General features: G+C 67.5%; 15 protein-coding genes. 6 read left to right on the top strand and 9 right to left on the bottom strand.

Annotation, left to right across the window (positions count from 1 at the left end):
• Positions 1–68: 68 nt before the first annotated feature.
• Genes ASF26_RS13315 through ASF26_RS13325 form a run of 3 tightly spaced genes read right to left on the bottom strand, consistent with a single transcriptional unit; the run spans position 69 to position 2,778 of the window.
• Entirely contained in the window at positions 69–854 is a 786-nt protein-coding gene (locus ASF26_RS13315) for a 3-hydroxybutyrate dehydrogenase (RefSeq protein ID WP_056254642.1), read from the bottom strand.
• Between the two features lie 26 nt (positions 855–880).
• On the bottom strand, positions 881–1,624 hold the full coding sequence (locus ASF26_RS13320) for an acetoacetate decarboxylase (RefSeq protein WP_056254644.1): 744 nt from the start codon (positions 1,622–1,624) through the stop codon (positions 881–883).
• Between the two features lie 35 nt (positions 1,625–1,659).
• The gene (locus tag ASF26_RS13325; protein WP_056254646.1) at positions 1,660–2,778 is read right to left on the bottom strand and encodes a patatin-like phospholipase family protein; all 1,119 of its coding nucleotides are present in this window, start codon (positions 2,776–2,778) and stop codon (positions 1,660–1,662) included.
• Between the two features lie 282 nt (positions 2,779–3,060).
• On the opposite strand from ASF26_RS13325, the gene ASF26_RS13330 reads away from it, so the two are divergent.
• Positions 3,061–4,023, top strand: a complete 963-nt coding sequence (locus ASF26_RS13330; RefSeq protein ID WP_056254649.1) for an acetyl-CoA carboxylase carboxyltransferase subunit alpha — start codon at positions 3,061–3,063, stop codon at positions 4,021–4,023.
• Positions 4,024–4,402: 379 nt separating this feature from the next.
• Positions 4,403–5,956, top strand: coding sequence for a murein L,D-transpeptidase family protein (locus ASF26_RS13335; protein WP_244475924.1), 1,554 nt, complete (start codon positions 4,403–4,405; stop codon positions 5,954–5,956).
• 585 nt (positions 5,957–6,541) lie between these two features.
• Here ASF26_RS13335 and ASF26_RS13345 read toward each other — a convergent pair.
• Entirely contained in the window at positions 6,542–7,258 is a 717-nt protein-coding gene (locus tag ASF26_RS13345; protein WP_026176203.1) for a PhoH family protein, read from the bottom strand.
• A 437-nt stretch (positions 7,259–7,695) separates the two neighbouring features.
• Positions 7,696–10,101: a UvrD-helicase domain-containing protein gene (locus ASF26_RS13350; RefSeq protein ID WP_056254657.1), complete on the bottom strand. Its 2,406-nt coding sequence runs from the start codon at positions 10,099–10,101 to the stop codon at positions 7,696–7,698.
• Between the two features lie 141 nt (positions 10,102–10,242).
• On the opposite strand from ASF26_RS13350, the gene ASF26_RS13355 reads away from it, so the two are divergent.
• Positions 10,243–10,494 (top strand): hypothetical protein, encoded by a 252-nt coding sequence (locus ASF26_RS13355; RefSeq protein ID WP_056254660.1) that lies wholly within the window; start codon positions 10,243–10,245, stop codon positions 10,492–10,494.
• 187 nt (positions 10,495–10,681) lie between these two features.
• Complete coding sequence (locus ASF26_RS13360; protein WP_056254663.1) at positions 10,682–14,281, top strand: AsmA family protein; 3,600 nt, start codon at positions 10,682–10,684, stop codon at positions 14,279–14,281.
• 28 nt (positions 14,282–14,309) lie between these two features.
• On the opposite strand, the gene ASF26_RS13365 is transcribed toward ASF26_RS13360, so the two are convergent.
• Positions 14,310–15,095, bottom strand: a complete 786-nt coding sequence (locus ASF26_RS13365) for a hypothetical protein (RefSeq protein ID WP_056254666.1) — start codon at positions 15,093–15,095, stop codon at positions 14,310–14,312.
• Positions 15,092–17,260: a S9 family peptidase gene (locus tag ASF26_RS13370; protein ID WP_056254668.1), complete on the bottom strand. Its 2,169-nt coding sequence runs from the start codon at positions 17,258–17,260 to the stop codon at positions 15,092–15,094. Before ASF26_RS13370 ends, ASF26_RS13365 begins: the two co-directional genes overlap by 4 nt.
• Before the next feature lie 505 nt (positions 17,261–17,765).
• On the opposite strand from ASF26_RS13370, the gene ASF26_RS13375 reads away from it, so the two are divergent.
• Together ASF26_RS13375 and ASF26_RS13380 are read left to right on the top strand one after the other, a co-directional pair.
• Positions 17,766–18,200: a MucR family transcriptional regulator gene (locus tag ASF26_RS13375; protein WP_018045375.1), complete on the top strand. Its 435-nt coding sequence runs from the start codon at positions 17,766–17,768 to the stop codon at positions 18,198–18,200.
• A gap of 198 nt (positions 18,201–18,398) precedes the next feature.
• Complete coding sequence (locus ASF26_RS13380; RefSeq protein WP_056254916.1) at positions 18,399–19,205, top strand: DUF6456 domain-containing protein; 807 nt, start codon at positions 18,399–18,401, stop codon at positions 19,203–19,205.
• Between the two features lie 15 nt (positions 19,206–19,220).
• Here the strand turns inward: ASF26_RS13380 and ASF26_RS13385 are convergent, their stop codons facing one another.
• Both ASF26_RS13385 and ASF26_RS13390 read right to left on the bottom strand, forming a co-directional pair.
• Positions 19,221–19,643: a SufE family protein gene (locus ASF26_RS13385; RefSeq protein WP_018045377.1), complete on the bottom strand. Its 423-nt coding sequence runs from the start codon at positions 19,641–19,643 to the stop codon at positions 19,221–19,223.
• A 102-nt stretch (positions 19,644–19,745) separates the two neighbouring features.
• On the bottom strand, positions 19,746–20,786 hold the full coding sequence (locus ASF26_RS13390) for a PAS domain S-box protein (RefSeq protein WP_056254671.1): 1,041 nt from the start codon (positions 20,784–20,786) through the stop codon (positions 19,746–19,748).
• Between the last annotated feature and the right edge of the window lie 132 nt (positions 20,787–20,918).

Below are 20,918 nucleotides of genomic sequence, written 5' to 3' on the forward strand. Positions count from 1 at the left end.
CCTTCACGGCCCATCGCCTGTCGATCGCCCTGCCCCGCCCTCCGGCGAGGCAGGGCTTTCTGTGTCGGCTACTGCGCGGTCCAGCCGCCATCCATGGGAATGTTGGCGCCGGTGATCTGGCTGGCGCCGTCGCCGCACAGGAACACGGCGAGGGCCGCCACCTGCTCCACCGTCACGAACTGCTTGGTGGGCTGGGCTGCCAGCAGCACGTCGTTCATGACCTGCTCCTTCGTCAGGCCCCGCGCCTTCATCGTATCGGGGATCTGCGCCTCGACCAGCGGCGTCCAGACGTAGCCCGGCGAGATGCAGTTCACGGTGATGCCGTGGGTGGCGAGTTCGAGGGCGGCGGTCTTGGTGAGGCCCGCGATGCCGTGCTTGGCCGAGACGTAGGCCGATTTGAAGGGTGAAGCCACGAGCGAATGGGCCGAGGCGGTGTTGATGATTCGGCCCCATTTTCGCGCCTTCATGCCGGGGATGGCGTAGCGCATCGTGTAGAAGGCCGAGGACAGGTTGAGGGCGATGATCTGTTCCCACTTCTCGGGCGGGAAATCCTCGATCGGCGAGACGAACTGGACGCCGGCATTGTTCACGAGCACGTCGACCGAACCGAACGTCTCCTCGCCCAGCCGGATCAGCCCCTCGATCTCGCCGGGCTTGGTCAGGTCGGCCGGGGAATAGGCCGCCTTCACGCCGAAATCCGCCTCGATCCCGGCGCGCTCCTTCTCGATGTCCTCGGGCTTGCCGAAGCCGTTGATGACGACGTTGGCGCCTTCCCTAGCGAAGGCGCGGGCATAGGCGAGGCCGATGCCGCTGGTGGACCCCGTGACGACGGCGGTCTTGGATGTCAGGATCATGGAAGCCTCTCGGGTCAACTGAGCGATCAGGCGAGATAGTCGTGCAGCACCTGCCCATAGGGCAAGGTGAAGTCGACGATCATGTGCCGGCCGCCGACGATGCGCTTCACCGGCAGGTCGGCGACCCGGCAGTTCACGTGCGGGATCAGGTCGAGGCGGGCCTCGCCGTCCCAGGCGCCGTGGACGGTGATGTCCTCCAGGCGATAGCCCACGAGCTGGGCCACCTTCGGGGCGCCGGTGACGTCGGGGAGGAGCTTGAGGTTCACGTTGAGGCGGCCGAGACCGGCCTTTACCGTGTCGAGCTCGTTCTCTAGGCTCTTGTGCTTGTAGGTCATGGTGCCCATCGCCACCCGCTCCTCGTCGTAATGGAGGGTGCCGGTGAGGGTGTCCTTCGTGACCTTGAGGCGCGGCACGCCCCATTTCTTCGGGAAGCCCCAGATCTCGCGGCCGGCGGTGATCGGCGGCTCGTCGTCGAGATACATCTGGATCGAGAAGTTGCAGGCCTCGCCGTTATAGGTGGCGATGGCACCCGAGCCACTCTCCTCGTAATCGCCGAAGCCGGAGGAATCCGGCATCTTCATCCACTCGTAATAGACGAGGTTCTCCGGGTGCGGCTCCAGGGGCTCCGGTAGCGCCCGGCGCAGGGCCTCCGCATCGGTCTCGTAGGTAATGATGAGGTATTCCCGCCTGAGGAAGCGATACGGCCCGCGCGGATAGCTGGGACTGAAGGCGGGCATCGAGGGGACGTGCAGGATCTCGTCGCGGGTCATGGCGTGGGGCTCCCGTGTAGAAAATCAGGGCGGGGTCAGTCGCGGGCGTCCCGCGTCAGGTCGAACACGGCCACCCCCGTCTCGTCCTGCACGCGATCGCGCCAGGCAGGCGCACGCAGGGAACGGCGCATGTCACCGGCACCCGCCGCCCAATGTTCGAGCATGGTGGCGCGGGAGAACTCGTAATCCTTCGAGTTCCCCTCATAGGTCTTCCGCCGGTAGATCAGCTGCATCACCGTGGTGAAGTTGGCATGGGTGACCTGGCGCAGATAGGTGACGTCCTCGTCGCTCATCAGTTCGGGGGGCAGCTTCTCGGCGAGGCGCCGGAACGCGGCCTTCGCCCGGCGGGCTTCGAGGTTCTTGTCGGTGTTGAGCCGGGTGCGGCTCGAGAAGCGGATGTCCTTCTCGCGCTCGGCCGATTCGATCAGGGTGCGGGGCATCGGCCCGCGCGCGGCGAACAGATCGACCTGATAGACCACGAGGTCGCGGCTGCGCTCCTCGTCGAGGATGTACTGCAACGGCGTGTTCGAGACGATGCCGCCGTCCCAATATTGCTCGCCGTCGATGGTCACCGGCGGAAAGCCCGGCGGCAGCGCGCCTGAAGCCATGATGTGCTCGGGCGTGATGCGGTCGCAGCGGTTGTCGAAATAGACGAAGTTGCCGGTGCGCACGTTCACGGCACCGATGCTGAGCCGGGTCCGACCCTCGTTGATGAGGTCGAAATCCACCAGCCGCTCCAGCGTCGCCCTGAGCGGAGCGGTATCGTAGTAGCTCAACGCTTCCGGCGCGCCGGGTGGGTAGAGGGTGGCCGGAGGAAAGCGCGGCTTGAAGAAACCGGGCACGCCCACGGTGGCGATCCAGTTGGCGCTGGCCTCGTTAAAGGCCGCCCGTGCCTGCTCACCGGGGAACCAGGGCGAGCCCATCACCCCGGAGGAGACCTGCTCCCAGAACGCCTTCAGCCGCTCCACGCGGCGCTCGGGCGGGTTGCCGGCGATCACGGCCGCGTTGATGGCGCCGATAGAGATGCCCGCCACCCAATCGGGCGCGATGGCCTCCGCCGCCAGGGTCTCGTAGATGCCGGCCTGATAGGAGCCGAGGGCCCCGCCGCCCTGGAGCACGAGGACATGGGACTCGCCGCTGGAAAATTCTGTCACGGGCGCGGACCTCTCACGGACGTCCCTCGACGCTGTTCACCGGTGAAGCGAGATGGACGTCGAACGATGACGGCACCATGACCCAAGGCCGAACCGATGACCATCGTCTCCCGCAGTGCGAAGGCGGCTCGGGAGGGCGGGATGGTTGACAGGCGGTGTTCCTTCGCCAACACCGCCGAGCCAACCGCGGCTTTTCCCGCCCGCCCCGAACGCCTCCCGCCGCCGTCATGCCCGGCACGGCCCCACGGCGCGCCGACGGCGACGAACAAGGATCTCTGACCGATGTCGGTGACGCGCTCCTATCTCGATTTCGAGAAGCCGGTGGCCGAGCTCGAATCCAAGCTGGAGGAGCTGAGGACCCTGGCCTCCCGCGACGGCGCAGTCTCCATCAGCGAGGAGGTCGGCCGCCTGGAAGCCAAGGCGGCGTCCGCCCTCTCCGATATCTACGCCACCCTGACGCCCTGGCAGAAGACGCAGGTGGCGCGCCATCCGCAGCGCCCGCACTTCATCGATTACTGTGCAGGCCTGATCACCGAATTCACGCCCCTGGCCGGTGACCGCCATTACGGAGAGGACCAGGCCATCGTCGCCGGCTTCGGCCGCTTCGAGGGCCGCGCCGTCTGCGTGCTCGGCCAGGAGAAGGGCTCCACCACCGAGAGCCGCCTGCGCCACAATTTCGGAATGGCCAAGCCCGAGGGCTACCGCAAGGCGGTGCGGCTGATGGAGATGGCCGACCGGTTCGGCCTTCCCGTCCTCGCCTTCGTCGATACGGCCGGTGCCTTTCCGGGCATCGAGGCGGAAGAGCGCGGCCAAGCCGAGGCCATCGCCCGCTCCACCGAGACCTGCCTCGGACTCGGCGTGCCCAACGTCGCCGTGGTTATCGGCGAGGGCGGTTCGGGGGGCGCCATCGCGCTCGCCACCGCCAACCGCGTCCTCATGCTGGAACACGCGATCTACGGCGTGATCTCGCCCGAGGGCGCGGCCTCGATCCTCTGGCGCGACCAGGGCCGGGCAGCGGACGCGGCCACCGCCATGAAGATCACGGCCCAGGATCTCCTGCGTCTCGGTATCATCGACGGCATCATCCCGGAGGCTACCGGCGGCGCTCATCGCGGACGCGACGCGGCGATCGCCAACACGGGCAAGGCCGTGGCCAAGGCGCTGGCCGAATTCGACGGTCTGAGCCCCGAGGAGATCCGCGACCGCCGGGCGGTGAAGTTCCTCGATATCGGCCGCAAACTGTAGCCCCGGCTTATCATGCGTCGTTTTGGCGCATCGGACTCAAGGAACCGATAAGGGTTTCGTTAAACCCCGCTTCTTTCTCCCGTTCGGAGCTCGCCGCTCTGGGCGGCATGCCTCTACGCGCTCCGCGCTGGGACCGGAAATACCAGTGGAATCAAGTCGATTGCCATCGGGACGGTGCCCGTGACCATCGAGGCCGACCGACACTTTGCGGCAATGTGGTGCCCACACCAAGGAAGCCACCGAAATCCACATCTCGCCACGCCGGCCATTTGCGTCTTCTTGCGGTAACAACCGGGTAAGTTTAACGACGCTATTGGGTTGGGGAGTGGCGTTCGACGGGCGAGATCCCGCGAGCGCATGTATGAGGACGGGGTTCCCCATGGCTTTGCGCCCGCTGGCTCTACGCTTGGCTACGGCTGCCGGTGTCGTTGCGCTCGCTCTCTCCCTTTCCGCCTGCCAGGATGGCTCGATGGGCGGCGGCGTGCCGCTGCGCGCGCTCACGCCGGTTCCGGCCAAGACCCTGGCGCTGATGGCCCAGAAGGGCATGTCCGCCAACGACCCCATTCTGATCCGCGCCTACAAGAAGGAAGCGGAGATGGAGGTGTGGAAGCGCGGCACGAACGGCCAGTACGCGCTCCTCAAGACCTTCCCGATCTGCCGCTGGTCGGGTCAGCTCGGCCCCAAGACCAAGCAGGGCGACCGGCAGGCCCCCGAAGGATTCTACACGGTGACGCCGGGGCAGATGAACCCGAACTCGTCCTATTACCTCTCCTTCGATACCGGCTACCCGAACAATTACGACCGGGCCAACGGCCGGACGGGCAATTACATCATGGTGCACGGCACCTGCTCGTCCTCGGGCTGTTTTGCCATGACCGACGAGTCCATGGGCGAGCTCTACGCCCTGGCCCGCGATTCCTTCGCCGGCGGGCAGCGCGCGTTCCAGTTCCAATCCTACCCGTTCCGAATGACGGCGCAGAACCTCGCCAAGTACCGCAACGACCCGAACGCGCCGTTCTGGAAGAACCTCAAGGAAGGCTCGGACTATTTCGAGGCCCTGCGCGAGGAGCCGCGCGTGAACGTCTGCGGCACGCGCTACGTCTTCGGCGGACAGGACGTGGCCGCCGGCTCATGCTCGCCGAAGGTGGACACCCTCGTCGCCGAGAAGCGGGCGAAGGACAACCACGACATCGCCGAACTCGTCGCCAAGGGCACGCCGGCGACCAGGGTCGTCTATGACGACGGCGGCCAGAACCCGGTCTTCCGTTCCCAGGCTCCTGCCTCGACCATGGCCTTCGCCAACCTGACGAAGAAGGACGAGCCGGAGGCGCCCTACGACCCCAAGGAATACGCCCGCCGTCATCTCGGCGAGGTGAGCCGGCCCGAGAGTCTGGCCGGCGAGCGCGAGATCGAGGTGGATGCAAAGGGACGGCCGGTGATGCTGGCCGCCGCCGAGGCTCCGATCCCGACCAAGGCCGCCGCGGCGGCCCTCAAGGCAGGTTCCGACAAGACCAAGCCCGGCAGCGTCGTCGCCAAGACGAACGCGGCACCCGAACCGGTGAAGCCCGCGACGCCGGCGCGCATCATGGTCGCCGATGCCGACGTGGATTCACCCTCTTACACGAAGGTTCTGGGCAGTCTCCTCACCGGCAAGGCCTCGCCGACCCCTGCGGCCGACGCCGCCACGATCCCGGCCGCCGCTGTTGCCCCGGAGACGATCCAGCCGGCGCCGAAATCCGGCAAGGCCACCCATACCGCCCATGCGATCACGGTCCCGACGGTGACCGGCGCCGTAGGGCAGAAGGCCAAGGTGGCGGCCGAGCCGCCCAAGGCCGGAAAGCCTCCGGCGGCCAAGGCCGTTCCCGCCAAGGAGGCCACGACTAAGGACGGTTTGGTGAAGGATGGTACCGCGAAGGCGACGCCTAAGCTCTGAGGCTCGCTTTGGCCGAATAGACGCGTCGCGACTTGTCTGCTGGATTCCGGATCGGGTTCCGCTCGCGCCGCCCCCTCCGGAGAACGGAGCGGGGGTCGAAATCCCCGCCCGTCCTCACCCCGCCGCCCCTTTCCTGGAGGCCCGCAGCGGATGGGCCATGAAAAAAGGGCCCGTCAGGGCCCTTTCGTCGTTCGGATCGCTACTGCGATCACATGCGGTGCATGCGACGGTGATGCATCATCCGATGACGCATGTGGTTGCGGTGCATGCGCATGTGGTGACGACGGTGCATGCGGCGATGCATCCGGTGCTCCCCACGGTGCATGCGCACGGGGGTGACGGTCTCGGAGGACGTCACGCCCATCGGGGCGCCAGGAGCGGCCGAAGCGCTTGTCGCGAGGGCGCCAGCGCCGAGGCTTCCGACCATGGCAAGCGCGAGGATCAATTTCTTCATCGGGCGTTTCCGTTCTCTTTCACCCGAGCGCGGCGCTCGGATTAATCTCCCCCGCTCGCGCCGGAGAGATGATTGCCGCACGCCGAGACGTGCGGCGGGTCCGGTTCGACCCGCCGCTGATAACACTCAAGTCAGAGTTTCGTTTCCTCGAAAGCCCGAACCCATTCGGCGCAGATGCCCGAACGGACGATGTCGTCGAGGGTGAATTCGACGATGGGAACCTGCATCATGCGGCTTTTCACGAGGTGGATCACGGTCCGGAGGCCCGACGTCTCGCGCAGGTCGGTCTGGGACACGTCGCCGTTGATGATGACCTGGCAATCGTCGCCGATGCGGGTCAGGAACATCTTGATCTCGGCCGTGGTGGTGTTCTGCGCCTCATCGAGGATCACGAGGCAGTTCTTGAAGGTGCGTCCGCGCATCACCTCGAAGGGGACCACCTCGATGTCGCCGGTCTTCATGGCGATCTCGTAGGCAGCGTCGCCCATGCGCTCCTTCATGGTCTCGGTCAGCGGCGTGACCCAGGGCGCGATCTTTTCCTCCAAGCTGCCGGGAAAGAAGCCCAGCGAGCGGCCCGATGGCACGTTGGGACGGGTGATGATGACCTTGGCGATACGGCGCTGGCGGAGTTGATCCGCGGCGCGGGTTCCGGCGATGTAGGTCTTGCCGGTGCCGGCCGGACCGAGGACGATGACCTGCTTGCTGACGGCGAGGGCATCCAGGTACTCGGCCTGTCGGACGGTGAGAGGCTGGATGGGGCCTAAATTACGCTCGTCGTCGAACCGGGTGCGGTGCAGCCGCACCGGGCGGTCTTCTACCAGCTCAAGTCGTGTGCGCCGTCTTTTCATCGATCAACACTCCAACTGGACTTGCCAACTAGGGTTCAACTGATCTTCGACCTGCCTACGCGCCCTGCCCTCGATAAGATTTGTTACACTATCTCTGAGAATCGTTAACGAATGAATTCGACGGCAGGTCTTTTAGTTCCAGATGTCGCCCCACGACCTGTGGACGACTTGGCCTATGAGTGACGGGCTCCCGGTGCGGCAAGCCACGAATCACCCACGCACACACCATGCCGCTCCGGTGGCGACAGGGGCATGACGGCACGAAATCCTGGACGTGTGTCCGAGTTTCGCTTCGGAAACGCGCAGATGAGGGAGAGTTTCAGTTTTCGACAGGTGAGATGGTGGAACGACGAAGCATCCATCTCGACCACGGCCCTTCACGAGGGGCGAAACCGGCCGGGTCCGCACGACGTGTCGCATGCGGCCGGCGGGGTGCTTCACCCTGGCTGGATGAAGCTGTCGAGAACCATCTTGCGGCCGGCCTTATCGAAGTCAACCGTCAGCTTGTTGCCGTCGACGGCCGCCACGTTGCCGGGGCCGAACTTGGTGTGGAAGACTCGCATACCATCCGAAAACGCGGACGGCGCACCCGTCGACTTCGCCACGAGCTCGCCTTCGATCTGGCGCGGGCCGCCATTGCTCCGGCCGGGCGAGGACGATCTTCCGAAACCTTGCCCACCCCCGCCTCCGAACCCCTGGTTTCCCGCGGTGTTGGCCTGCGCCCGCTGCCAGCCCGGCGTCCCGTAGGACGAGCCGAACGGCGCCGGGTTCCGGTCGAAGCGCGAGGCACCGGCGGAGAAATGCGCGGGGGCGTCGACCACGTCGACGGCGTCGGCGGGCAACTCGTCGATGAAGCGGCTCGGCACCGTGGAGGACCACAGGCCGTGGATGCGCCGGTTGACGGCAAAGGACAGCTTGGCGCGCTTGCGCGCGCGCGTCAGGCCCACATGGGCGAGGCGGCGCTCCTCCTCGAGCCCGGCCCGGCCGCTCTCGTCGAGCGCCCTCTGGTTCGGGAACAGGCCGTCCTCCCAGCCGGGCAGGAACACCGTGTCGAATTCGAGCCCCTTGGCGGCATGCAGCGTCATCAGCGAGACCCGGTCCGCCCCCTCCTGCTCGCTCGCCTCCATCACCAGGGAGACGTGTTCGAGGAAGGCCGCCATGTCGGGGAACTCCTCCATGGAGCGCACGAACTCCTTGAGGTTTTCGAGACGCCCGGCGGCATCGGCGGATTTGTCCTTCTGCCACATCTCGGTGTAGCCGGATTCCTCCAGGACGGTCTGGGCCACCTCGGAATGGGGCTGGGTGCCGACCATCCGCGCCCATCGCGAAAAACTCTCCACCAGGGCGCGGACGCCGGAGCGGGCGCGGGGCTTCAGCTCGTCGGTCTCGATCAGGCTGCGCGCCGCCTGGAGCAGCGGCACGCGCTGCGAGCGGGAATAACCGTGCAGGATCTGCAGGGTGGCGTCGCCCAGGCCCCGCTTCGGTGTGTTGAAGATGCGCTCGAAGGCGAGGTCGTCGGCCGGGTTCATGGTGACGCGTAGATAGGCCAGCGCATCGCGGATCTCGGCGCGCTCGTAGAAGCGCGGGCCGCCGATGACGCGATACGGCAGGCCGAGCTGGACGAACCGGTCCTCGATCTCGCGCATCTGAGCCGAGATGCGCACCAGCACGGCGATCTCGGAGAGCGGATGCTGCTTGGCCTGCAGGCTCTCGATGGATTCGCCGAGCTGGCGCGCCTCTTCCTCCGAATCCCATGCGCCGGACACCGTCACCTTCTCGCCGGCGACGTCCTCGGTACGAAGGGTCTTGCCGAGGCGGCCCTCGTTCCTGGCGATGAGCCCCGAGGCGGCGGCGAGGATGTGGCCGGTGGAGCGGTAATTGCGCTCCAGCCTCACCACGATCGCGCCGGGGAAATCGTGCTCGAAGCGTAGGATGTTGTCGACTTCCGCCCCGCGCCAGCCATAGATCGACTGGTCGTCGTCGCCGACGCAGGCCACGTTGCGGTGGCCCTGGGCCAGAAGGCGCAGCCAGAGATACTGGGCGACGTTGGTGTCCTGGTACTCGTCCACGAGGATGTAGCGGAAACGCTGCTGGTAATTGGCCAGCACGTCCGGGTTCTCGCGCCACAATTTGAGGCAGAGCAGCAGGAGATCACCGAAATCGGCGGCGTTCAGGGTCAGGAGCCGGGCCTGATAGGCGGTGTAGAGGGCGCCGCCCTTGCCGAAGGCGAAGGCCCCCGCCTCGCCGGGAGGCACCTGCTCGGGCAGGAGCCCGCGATTCTTCCACCCATCGATGGCCGAGGACAGGGCGCGGGCGGGCCAGCGCTTCTCGTCGATGTTCTGGTCGACGATGACCTGCTTCATCAGGCGAAGCTGGTCGTCCATCCCCAGGATCGTGAAATCGGATTTCAGGCCCACCATCTCGGCGTGCCGGCGCAGGATCTTGGTGCCGATGGAATGGAACGTGCCGAGCCAGGGCATCCCCTCCCCGGCCGGGCCGATGAGGGCACCGATACGGTGCTTCATCTCGCGGGCGGCCTTGTTGGTGAAGGTCACCGACAGGATGTCGAAAGGCCGCGCCTTACCGGTCGAGACCAGATGGGCGATTCGCGTGGTGAGCACCCGGGTCTTGCCGGTACCCGCGCCCGCGAGGACGAGGACCGGCCCTTCCGTCGTCTCGACGGCGCGGCGTTGCTCGGGGTTCAGCCCTTCGAGATAGGGCGAGCCCTGCGGCCTGAGGGAGGCCATGGCGCGGGCGGCGATGGAGCTCTGCGCGGCCTCGGCCGCCACGCCGGAGGCCGGCGCCGGCACGGACGCCGCCGCTGCGTCGGGATGCTGTTTCATGCTGCCTCCCTGGACCAAAACGCGAACGGCGTCGAGGGTCGGGACAAAGTGGCCGCCCCGCCCTCGGCCGGAATACGGAACTCCGGTTTCATCTCGGGCGTCGTCTCACCATATCCCGGCCATCATCACAGAAGGTCCGCCATGCACACGCGTTCTTTGTCCGTCCTCTCCCTCGCGGCCCTGGCGGGCGGCCTCGCTTTATCTCCGGCCATGGCCCAGTCCCCCGGCACGCGGTCGCTGAACGAGACCAATGACCGTCTCTCCAGACAGAGCGAGATTCGCGGCGTCCGGCACCAGCAGCAGTTCGAGAACAACCAGATCCGCATGCAGATGCAGCGCAACGAGATCACCCGTCCGGCGCCGATCGGCCCCGGCATCGCCCCGCGCCGCTGATCGGACCGGTCAAGGGTGAAGCCCGGCACCTGTTGACCGCGGGGTTCGACCCTGGCGCGCATCCGGGATCGGTGTGCTATGCCGCATGGGGTGGGGGCACGAACCGGGCATGACGTCCGGTTGAGACCGTGTGCCCGCCCCATGGCAGGCCCCGAGACCGGGCCGGAGCGAGGCGGAAACCAAGACGGTGCGAGACATCCTGACCGCGCTGGCGGGCGCCGTCATCCTGATCCTCGTCGCGGCCCTCGCGGTCCCGCCCCTCGTGGCCTGGGAAAGCTACCGCACGCTGGTGGACCGGGCGATCGGGCGATCCCTCGGCCTCGACGCACGGACCGAAGGGCGGATCGGCGTCAGGCTCCTGCCCTCGCCGCGATTGAGCGTCGATCGCCTCCGTATCGGCGGACAGGCCGACAAGCCGGCCCTCGACCTCCAGTCCGTTGGGGCCGAAATCGGCCTCACGCCGCTGCTGACGGGAGACATCCGCTTCACCGAGACGCGGATCGGCCGGGCCGAGATCAAGCTTCCGATCAGCGACGACGACGCGATCCGCCTGCCCGCCGACCTCTACCGGACCCTCGCCGACCAGGACCTCGCCATCGAGGACCTGACGATCGGACAGGTCGTGCTGACGACCCTCGTGCCGCAGAGCGGCCGCACCGATCAGGTCCGCGCCGAGACGGTGCACCTCTCGGCGCCCCGGCTGCTCGGCCCCTGGCGGATCGAGGGGGTGAGCGGCGCGGTCGCCTTCCGGGTCGCCACCGGCGAGCCCGCGGAGGACGGCAGCGTCGCGGTGAAGATCTCGGGCGGCGGCGACACCCATCCGCGTTTCGAGGCCGATGCCCGCATCCGCCTCGATGCGATGCCGGGCGAGCCTGAGGCGGCCGGGGACGCTCTGCGCGCGATGATCCCGAAGGCGGAAGGCACGGCGCGGGTCGTGGTCGGGCCGCCGGTCCAGGCGGCGGGCGCCTACCTGCCGTTCTCGCTGGGCGGAACGTTCAAGGCGCGTGGCCCCATCGTGCGCTTCTCCGACGTGAAGGCCGAGATCGATCCCGGCGGTCAGGCCATGCGCCTCGCCGGCACCGGGCGGATCGACCTGCGGGCCTGGCGGGCGGCACTGACCCTCGAGACGCGCCGCCTGGACCTCGATGCCTTCCTGATCTCGACGGGAGGACAGGCTCTCCTGGCGCGCGGGATGCCGCGGGCAAGTTCCGAGTTGCCGATGATGGTCGATCTCGATCTCGGCATCGAGAGCGTCGCCCTCGGTCTCGACGATTGGACGAAGCTTCAACTGTCCGGCACGTTCGACCGGACGGGGGGGCTCGCACTTCGGCGCTTCTCGGTGACAGCACCGGGCGAGGCTGCGCTCACCGCATCCGGTGAGTTCGATACGCAGCCTGCCCTCCGGTTCACGGGCAGCGTTTCCCTCGACGCCGCCGCCTCGGACGGGTTCGGACGCTACCTGCGCAAGTTCGGCCTCGGCGGCCCGGCCGTCGCGGTGATGGACGGGCGCCCGATCCAGGCATCCGCGGACCTCTCGACGGCGAGCCCGTCGCTGTCGCTGCGCAACCTGCGGCTCTCCCTCGGCGAGGCGCGGATCACCGGCAACGCCCGCTACACCCAGGCGGAGGCGGGCGGGCGCGGCCGCTTCGACGCGCAGCTCTCGGCGCAGGGCATCGACATCGCCGCCCTGCCCTCCTTCGGTAGTGCCCTGTCCGGCCTCCACGACCACGATATCGGCCTGACGATCCAGGCGCGGGACGTGCGCTACGGGCCGGCCGGGGCGCGTTCGGGCAATGGGACCATCGCCGCGAGCATCCAATCGGACGGGGCGAGCCTCAATGTCGGCAGCCTCGACGTCACGGATGTGGCCGGCGCCAACGCCAAGCTCTCCGGCCGCATCGCCCCTGATGGGTCCGGCCGCATCGCCGGCCGGATGTGGGCGCCGGTGGCCGCCCCCCTCATCGCCCTCCTCGACAGGACCTGGATCGCCGAGGCCCGGATGATCCCCGGCTTCCTCCGGGCCGGTGCCCTTGATCTCGCCGTGACCCTGGAGCGCGAGGCCGGGGACGCCGACACCCTGCGCACCAGCGCCGACGGGACCGCGGCGGGCGGCAGCCTCGACCTCGACCTGCTGTCACGAAGCGGCCGCATCGACAGCCTCTCCCTTGGATTGACGACCCCGCTCGCCGGGCGCTGGTTCGAACGCGAGGACATGGTGGCCCTGCGCAAGCCCGCCGCCCTGCGCATCACCGGGACACGCGGGCAGACCGGCGCCGACGGCGCGGTTCCGCCCCTCGGCCTCGACATCTCCGGCACCATCGCCGACCTCACGCTCTCGACGGTGAAGCCAGTCGTGCCTGGTCCGGGCCAGGCCCCGCCGGAGGCCGGCGAGATCCAGGTCAAGACCCCCGACATCGCGCCCTTCCTTCTCCTCGCCGGCAGCACCTCCGCCCTGCCCTCGCCGCTACCGGCGGAATTGCTGGTGGGGTTATCGCGGGCGGGGCGGGACGCCCATGCGGATGTGGCCGGGCGGATCGCCGGGGCCACGATCCTCGCCAACGTCAACCGGTCGCCAGCGGGCGATATCTTCGGCAGCGTGGCGCTGGGTCGGCTGTCGTTGCCCTGGCTCGCCGCGGCCCTGGTGATTCCCCCGGACGGGAAGAAGCAAGAGGCCGGGGACGGCGCCCGGTTCGGCGCCCCACCGGCGGACCGGCCGCCCATCGACCTCGACGTGCGGGTGGACGCGCTCGATCTCGGCCGTCGCTTCACCGCCGAGGGCGCCGCCTTCGGTGCCCGTCTCGACAACGGTGTCCTCTCGATCCGCGACCTCAGCGGCCGCCTCGCCGGGGGCCGTCTCATGGGGACCGTCACCCTGTCCCGGCAGGGCGGAGCGGCGGCGATCACCGGGGACGGGAGCCTGAACGACGCCTCCATCGCCGATCTCGTCGGTCTGGGACCGATCTCCGGCCGCGCCAGCGCGACTCTGCGGTTCGGTGCCTCGGGCCAGAGCGTATTGAACATGGCGAACAATCTCGGTGGCAGCGGCGATATCGCCCTGACCGATCTCGTGCTGCCCGGCGGCGATCCGGGTGGGATCGAGCGCGCCCTGGCCAGGGCGCTGGCAGAAGACGATCCGCTGCGGGACGGACGGCTCCAGGCCCTCGTCGCCGAGGAGCTCGCCGCCGCGCCGATGGCGGTTAAAGGGACCGTGAAGGCGCCCGCGACCCTCTCCGGCGGGTCGCTCCGCGCAGCCCCCCTCGCCTTCGATCTCGGTGGACCGCGCTGGGCCGGCACCCTCGGCATCGACCTGAATACCGGGCGGTTCGATGCGCGCGGGACATTAACGGGGGGAGGCTCGCCGAAGGGCTGGACGGGCGGGGTTCCGTCGGTGCAGCTCGTCTATTCCGGCCCGCTCAGCAAACCCGAGCGCAGCGTCGATGCCGGCCCGCTGACCAACGGCCTCGCCGCCGTGGTCCTGCAGCGCGAGCTCGACAAGATCGAGCTGTTCGAGGCGGATCAGATTGAGCGTCAGCGGCGTCGCGCACGGATCGAGATGGACAAGGCCCGCGCCGCCGCCATCAAGGCGGCGGCCGACAAGGCCGCAGCGGAGAAAGCCGCGGCCGAGAAAGCGGCAGCGGAGAAGGCGGCGGCCGAGGAAGCCGCTCGTCAGGCGCGCATCCGCGCCCTGGCACCAAGCCTGGAGGATGCCGCGCGCCGTGCCGCCGACGGGCTGCCGGTGCTGGAGGTTCCAGGCCGCGCCGTCGATCCGACCGCGCCGCAGCCCTGATCGCGGACGGTGTCGTTGCGTAAGACGATCAGGGAGCCGGCCGCGCGGCCCGGGCGGCGTCGATCGCATCGGTGAGCACCGGATTGGCGCCCTCGGCCTTGAGGGTCGCCACCGGAACGACCACCACGTCGGCGCAGGCCTGGACCACATGGGCGAGGTCGAACTGCACCGCGAGGCCGCCCGCCTTCGCATCGGGCCAGACGGTCATGGTCGGAGGCCCGTCGCCATTCGGCATGGCGACCGCCTCGCGGCACTCGTCGTCATCGGCATCCGCCTTCGCCTGGCCGGTCCTGGGGCGATAAGCCTTGAGGTAGAGGTCGAAGAGCCGCTTGGAGGACAGGGACACCATCCTGCTTCCATCCATCTCGGTCTGGAGCGCCACCTTGCCGGTGAGGGCGGGCGGAAGCAGCGCGGTCCAATCGACGGGAGCACCGGAGACGAGGTCGTAGACGATCGCCGAGGTGCCGGTATTGGGATGCGCGCCGCCGCAGAAGGCGCTGTCCGTCATGGTGTAGCTGAGGAAGCGGGGTCCCCGCATGGTCACCTCGATGTGCCGGCCGTAATCGGCATGTTTGCCTCCCTCGGCCAGACACTCGGCGGCGGCTTTCAGCACTGCTTTGTCGAGGCGCTGCACGGCGGCGTTGATCCGCCGTTCCGCGTCGTCGACAGGGTTGGCGATCCGCGGCATCGCCGACAGATCCTTGGCGAGATCGGGGGGGACCTCGAGGGACACCGCCCTGTCCGCCGCCGCGCCCGGGCCTAAGGTCGCCAGCAGACACGCGGCGGCGGTGGCGGCGCGGGCGAAGGCCGTCACGATTGCGGCTCCTCGCCGGCTCCGGCCCGGCCCACCGCCCGCAGGGCGAAAGCATAGATCAATGCCACTTCCTCCAGCCGGTCGAATCGTCCCGCCGCCCCGCCATGGCCGGCTTCCATGTTGATCCGCATCAGGACGGGGCCGCCGCCGGTCATCGTGGCGCGCAGACGCGCCACCCATTTCGCCGGCTCCCAATAGGTCACGCGCGGATCGGTGAGGCCGCCGAGCGCGAGGATCGCCGGATAGTTCTGGGCCGAGACGTTGTCGTAGGGCGAGTAGGACAGAATGGTCTCGAAATCCTCGGCACTCGCGCCGGGATTGCCCCATTCCGGCCATTCCGGCGGGGTCAGGGGCAGGTCGCCGTCGAGCATGGTGTTGAGCACGTCGACGAAGGGCACGTCGGCGACGATCCCCGCGAAGAGCTCCGGCGCGAGGTTGGCCACCGCCCCCATCAGCATCCCGCCGGCCGACCCGCCATGGGCGACGATACGGCCGGGTGTGGTGTATCCGGCTTCCGCCAGGGCGCGGCCGCAGGCGACGAAGTCCGTGAAGGTGTTGGGCTTTTTGCCCCGCTTGCCGTCCATGTACCAGTGCCAGCCCTTCTCGGTGCCGCCGCGGACATGGGCGATGGCATAGACGAAGCCGCGATCCACCAGCGACAGCAGGTTGGTGCGGAACGCGGCCGGCATCAGCGTGCCGTAGGATCCGTAGCCATAGAGCAGCAGCGGAGCCGAGCCGTCGAGGACGAGGTCGCGGCGGTGGAGGAGCGAGATCGGCACGCTCTCCCCATCCGGGGCCGTAGCGAATATCCGGCGCGTCACATAGGCGGCGGCATCGTGCCCGCTCGGGATCGTCTGGCGCTTGCGCAACTGGCGTGCGCGGGTCGTGCAATCGTAATCGTAGGTCTCGGCCGGCGTCGTCATCGACGAGTAGGTGAAGCGGATCACCGCCGTCTCAAACTCGTGCCCCGGCTGGAGGCCGAGGGAATAAGCCTCCTCGGCGAAGGCCACCACGTGCTCGTTGCCCTGCGTGTCGCGGACGACGATGCGGGGCCGCGCATTCTCGATCTCGAGGCGCACGAGGTGCTGGGCGATGACGTGCTGGTGGCGGATCATCACGCCGCGCCGGTGGGGGATCAGGTCGTTCCAATCGGCGCGGCCCGACGCGCCGATGCGGGTGGTGACGATCTTGAAGTCTTCGGCTCCGTCCGCATTGGTCAGGATGAAAAGGTGGTTCCCCCAATTCTCCACGGAGTAGATCAGCAGCGGCTCCCGCGGCTGAACGCATAGCAGGGTTGCGTCCGGCGACTTGCGGTCGAGAAGATGCACTTCGGAGGTTTCGTGGTCGCTCGCCGTGATGGCGAGGTAATCGCGCGATTGCGTGGTCTCGATATGAACGAAGAATCCGGAATCCCGCTCCTCGTAGAGCAACGTATCGGCGGCCTGCTCCGTGCCCAACACGTGATGCATGACGCGGGCGGGACGATGGTTCTCGTCCACGGCGACGTAGTGGAACGACAACCCGTCGGCGGACCAGACCACCTCGCCGGTGGTCGCCTCGATGCTGTCCGGGAGATCCTGCCCGGTGCCGAGGTCGCGGACACGGATGGTATGGAGTTCGGACCCCTTGGAATCGGCGCTCCAGGCGAGGCGGGTGTGATCGTCCGCGTGAACCGCCGCGGCGAGCTCGAAGAAGGGCAATCCCTTGCCCTCCTCGTCACCGTCGAGAAGAATCTCCTCGCCCTCCTCCGGACCGCCCGTCCCGGCCGTCTCTGCCCCCCGTCCGGGGATCACCACCACCGTACGCGGACGGCGGCAGACGAGGGGATGCTGCCCGCCCTCGCGATGCCGGGTGTAATAGGCGAAGGCGCCGTCCGGCTCGGGGACGCCGCTATCGTCTTCGCGGATGCGCCCGCGCATTTCCGCGACCAATGTCTTGCGTAAAGAAACCAGATCGCCAAGCGCCGCTTCGGTATAGGCGTTCTCGGCATCGAGATATGCACGGATATCGGCCGGGAGCGCAGTGGGATCCTTGAGCACGTCGCGCCAGTTCTCGGCCTTGAGCCAAGAATAATTGTCGGAAATTGCTCGGCCATGCACGGTGAATGTGTGCGGGCGCACCTCGGCGACGGGTTGCTTGCTTTCCAAGTGGAAAAGATCGTCCATGGATAGACCTGTAAGGTTGCCAACCACCGTCGGCTGAATAGCGTAGCGGCGTCCGATCCGTTTACCGGTCGCCTTCAATGCCTGCATGTGTCCCAGCCGGGGGCCATGGGCAAGGTCGAGGTGGAAGTCTTTTCGGCGCGGTGCCGGAGCGCTCGACCGACGAGAGGCGAAGGCATCATGGATGCAACTGGTACTCTATCCTTGAAAGGCTTGGTTGACAGCGCGTCGACTTACCCTGCGTCGATGCGAACTCACGTTAAATTGAAATATCGTTCAGAACCGTTGATTCTGCGGCCCGTCATGACTGACTCCCGTCTTGCGAGATCAATTTGAATATATTAAATGAGCGATATGGCGATTATCGTCGCCCACCATCGTAGAGCACCACTGGATGAAGCCACGTTGCCGAGAGTCCAGCTATGGATTGCCAGACTGTCCCTTGACCCATCGCCTGCATACTCAACAGACCGCGTCCGGCATCGTGCTAAGAGGAACTGTTTAAACAATGAGCGACATTGAGAATTCGGCCGACTTCGTGGAACTGACGGTCGATATCGTCTCGGCCTATGTGAGCAACAACCCGGTGCCGGTCGGCGAGCTCGCGCAACTCATTACCCGCGTCCATACCTCGCTGACCCAGGTCGCGAGCGGTGAGGCCGAGGCCAAGGTCGCTTCCGCGCCGCAGCAGCCCGCCGTCCCCGTGAAGAAGTCGGTGACAGCCGATCACATCATTTGTCTCGAAGACGGGCGCGTATTCAAATCGCTCAAGCGCCACCTGCGCGCGAAGTACGACATGAGCCCGGAACAATATCGCGCAAAGTGGGGCCTCCCCTCGGACTATCCGATGGTCGCTCCGAACTACGCCAAGGCGCGTTCGGACCTCGCCAAGGCCATCGGCCTCGGCCAGACCCGCAACGGGACCTACGACGAAGCCGCGTAAGGGAAGTGGGGTCGGGCGCTGGCGAACTCTCGCCGCCCGGCCCTTCCCCGTCGTCGACGACCTTGCGATTGAGACTTGCACTAGGACTATTTTCTTATAATATTCCCGGTGCCGCGGCGATTGCCGTCTCGTTACGCCAGGGAACATATCATGAACAAGATCCGGAATGCGGCGACCCACGGCACGGGGCGGCGGTCCATGCCGGTCCGGGGTCAGGCGGAACTTGGTCGCGATGCGGCCCAGCTCCTCGCGGCCCTCGACGAAGAGGGAGCCTATGCGCTGCCCGATCCGCTGACGGAGGGCGAGATCATCGTGCGAAGCGGCGGCGATGGAATCTCAGTGAGCAGCGGACGCTATGGTGCGCAGGCGGGACAGGCTCTCCTCGCCTGTGATCTCGCCGAACAGGCGGCAGGACGGCGCGCTCGGCTCACCATCAGCGCCGCCGGGCGAGCGAGGCTGCGGCGGGACCGGGCCGGCCGGGATACGCCCTATCTCGCCCAGCATCTCGATCTCGAAGGCAAAGGCGAGCCGACGCGGCCGGTCCGCGACGCGTCCGAGAGTCCCCTCGCCTGGATGGCACGGCGCCGTGACCGCGATGGAAGCCCCTTGATCGATGCAGCTTGTTTTGAGGCGGGCGAGCGACTGCGCCGCGACATGACCATGGGGGCGCTGATGCCGCGCTTGGGGTCGGACTGGAGCGGGGTCAAAGTCGATGGCGGCGGCCGCCGCGATCCCTCGGCCGGGTCGGATGCCATGCTGGCGGCCCGACAGCGCGTCCGCGCGGCTCTATCAGCAGTAGGGAGCGACCTGTCCGGATTGCTGATCGACCTGTGCGGTTTCGTGAAAGGCCTCGAGACGATCGAGGCGGAGCGCCGCTGGCCGGCGCGCTCGGCCAAGGTCGTCATCCGCATCGCCTTGGCGAGGCTCGCGGAGCATTACGGGCTGGAACGGGAGGCGGTGGGTCCGAGCCAGTCGCGGCTACGCCTGTGGCGCGAGCGGGCCTGAAGCGCAGAGCCTGGTTCAGGCCGCGAGCCGCGCCGCGTCCCGATGGATGCGCTCGGCCATGGCCCGGACGCCGTTCGAACGCTTCGACGTCAGGTGAGCGCCGAGGCCGATCTGCTTGAACACCTGGAAAACGTCCACATCCGCGATCTCGGTCGGCGTCTTCCCATCGTGCAGGGCCATCACCAGGGCGATCAGCCCCTTGGTGATGAAGGAATCGCTGGTGCCGCGCAGATGTAGGCGCGGCGGCGACTGCGAATGATCGACATTCGAATCGACCCAGACCTGGCTTTCGCAGCCATGGACCCGATTCTGCTCGGTGAGCAACTCGTCCGGAAAGGGCGGCAGGGCACGGCCGAGTTCCATGAGGTACTCGAGCTGATCCGGTCCGTCGTCGAGGATTTCGAAATTGTCGATGATCGTTGCGATGGGTGGAAGCATGGTGTCAGGCTGAACTCTCGGCGACGATCGAGCGAAGCGGCGGCACTTCCTCGCCCCGTCGATATAGGGAGCGGCCCGCCGTCCGGCGAGCGTCAATGTCCGCTACTCCGACGGATGCACTAGGGCTTCGGGCAGCTGCAGTTCCATCGGATCGGCCTGCGTGCCGGTGCCGCGAACGGCGATCTCGGCCTGAGCGGCATAGGCCGCCACAAGCCGAGGACCGAGATTGGGCACGTCCGTGGCATGGGCCCCAGGCTGATCGCCGCCCGACACGATGGTGAGACGGACCGGCGCGCCGGCCTGGGCGTCGATGGTGATCGCGATCGTGCAGGAGACGGAATCGGCGGTGGCGTCGAGGCATTCGGCCACGACTTCGGCCACGATCATGCCGAGGGCGTTGGCGGTGCGCGGTTCCACGAGGCTCGTGCCGCTGCCGCCCACCGCCACGCTGATGCGGCCCGCCCGCCGCAACTGGCCGAGGCCGGAGGCGAGCCGATGAAGGTAATCGCGCAGGTCGATGGAGGCGATGTGCGGCGCCTCGTGCAGATGCTGCTGAACGAGGGCGATGGCACGGACACGCTGGCCTAGTGCCTCGAAGCTCCCGCGGCACGGCGGCGGCGCGGCGCGGCCGTAGAGACCGATCAGGCTCACCATCACCTGCAGATTGTTGCGCACCCGGTGATAGACCTCGGCGAGAAGGGCCTCCTTCTCGCCGAGAGCATGCTCAGCATGCTCCTCGGCCCGCTTGCGGTCGGTGATGTCGAAGCACGAGCCTAGATAGCCCTGAAACGTGCCGTTCTCGGTGAGGGGACGGGCGTTGTTCAGGAGCCAGCGGTAGGCACCGTCGTGACGGCGCAGGCGAAACTCGATGGAGTAGGGACTGCGCGAGGCGAAGGCGTCCTCGACCAGGGCAGCATGACGGTCGAAATCGTCCGGGTGCAGCCCACGCCGCCAGCCATGGCCGAGTTCGTCTTCGCGGCTCCGGCCGGTGAAATCGAGCCAGCACTCGTTGTGATGGACCGCCGCGCCTTCGATGTCGGAACGCCACATCATCAGGGGCACGAAATCCGCGAAGCGACGAAACTCGTCACACGGCACGGCCTCTCCGACGCTCGCCTCGGTCGACTCTGTCTCCGCGGCCATGTTGCTCCCACTCTACCCGATACGCGACAACCGATGATCCCCATCGGCGCCGGTCAACGTATCGAACATGACGCCGTTCCTACGGCCTCGGTATGCGAATGCACATAGATCAACGGCCCTGCAAACATTGTG

The sequence above is a fragment of the Methylobacterium sp. Leaf93 genome (assembly GCF_001422345.1).
Classification (GTDB): Bacteria; Pseudomonadota; Alphaproteobacteria; order Rhizobiales; family Beijerinckiaceae; genus Methylobacterium; species Methylobacterium bullatum.

Excerpts from the sequence above, each read along its gene's own strand:
- ASF26_RS13315 (WP_056254642.1), bottom strand. The coding sequence starts at position 854 with ATGATCCTGACATCCAAGACCGCCGTCGTCACGGGGTCCACCAGCGGC.
- ASF26_RS13320 (WP_056254644.1), bottom strand. The coding sequence starts at position 1,624 with ATGACCCGCGACGAGATCCTGCACGTCCCCTCGATGCCCGCCTTCAGT.
- ASF26_RS13330 (WP_056254649.1), top strand. The coding sequence starts at position 3,061 with ATGTCGGTGACGCGCTCCTATCTCGATTTCGAGAAGCCGGTGGCCGAG.
- ASF26_RS13335 (WP_244475924.1), top strand. The coding sequence starts at position 4,403 with ATGGCTTTGCGCCCGCTGGCTCTACGCTTGGCTACGGCTGCCGGTGTC.
- ASF26_RS13345 (WP_026176203.1), bottom strand. The coding sequence starts at position 7,258 with ATGAAAAGACGGCGCACACGACTTGAGCTGGTAGAAGACCGCCCGGTG.
- ASF26_RS13350 (WP_056254657.1), bottom strand. The coding sequence starts at position 10,101 with ATGAAACAGCATCCCGACGCAGCGGCGGCGTCCGTGCCGGCGCCGGCC.
- ASF26_RS13355 (WP_056254660.1), top strand. The coding sequence starts at position 10,243 with ATGCACACGCGTTCTTTGTCCGTCCTCTCCCTCGCGGCCCTGGCGGGC.
- ASF26_RS13370 (WP_056254668.1), bottom strand. The coding sequence starts at position 17,260 with ATGGACGATCTTTTCCACTTGGAAAGCAAGCAACCCGTCGCCGAGGTG.
- ASF26_RS13375 (WP_018045375.1), top strand. The coding sequence starts at position 17,766 with ATGAGCGACATTGAGAATTCGGCCGACTTCGTGGAACTGACGGTCGAT.
- ASF26_RS13380 (WP_056254916.1), top strand. The coding sequence starts at position 18,399 with ATGCCGGTCCGGGGTCAGGCGGAACTTGGTCGCGATGCGGCCCAGCTC.
- ASF26_RS13385 (WP_018045377.1), bottom strand. The coding sequence starts at position 19,643 with ATGCTTCCACCCATCGCAACGATCATCGACAATTTCGAAATCCTCGAC.
- ASF26_RS13390 (WP_056254671.1), bottom strand. The coding sequence starts at position 20,786 with ATGGCCGCGGAGACAGAGTCGACCGAGGCGAGCGTCGGAGAGGCCGTG.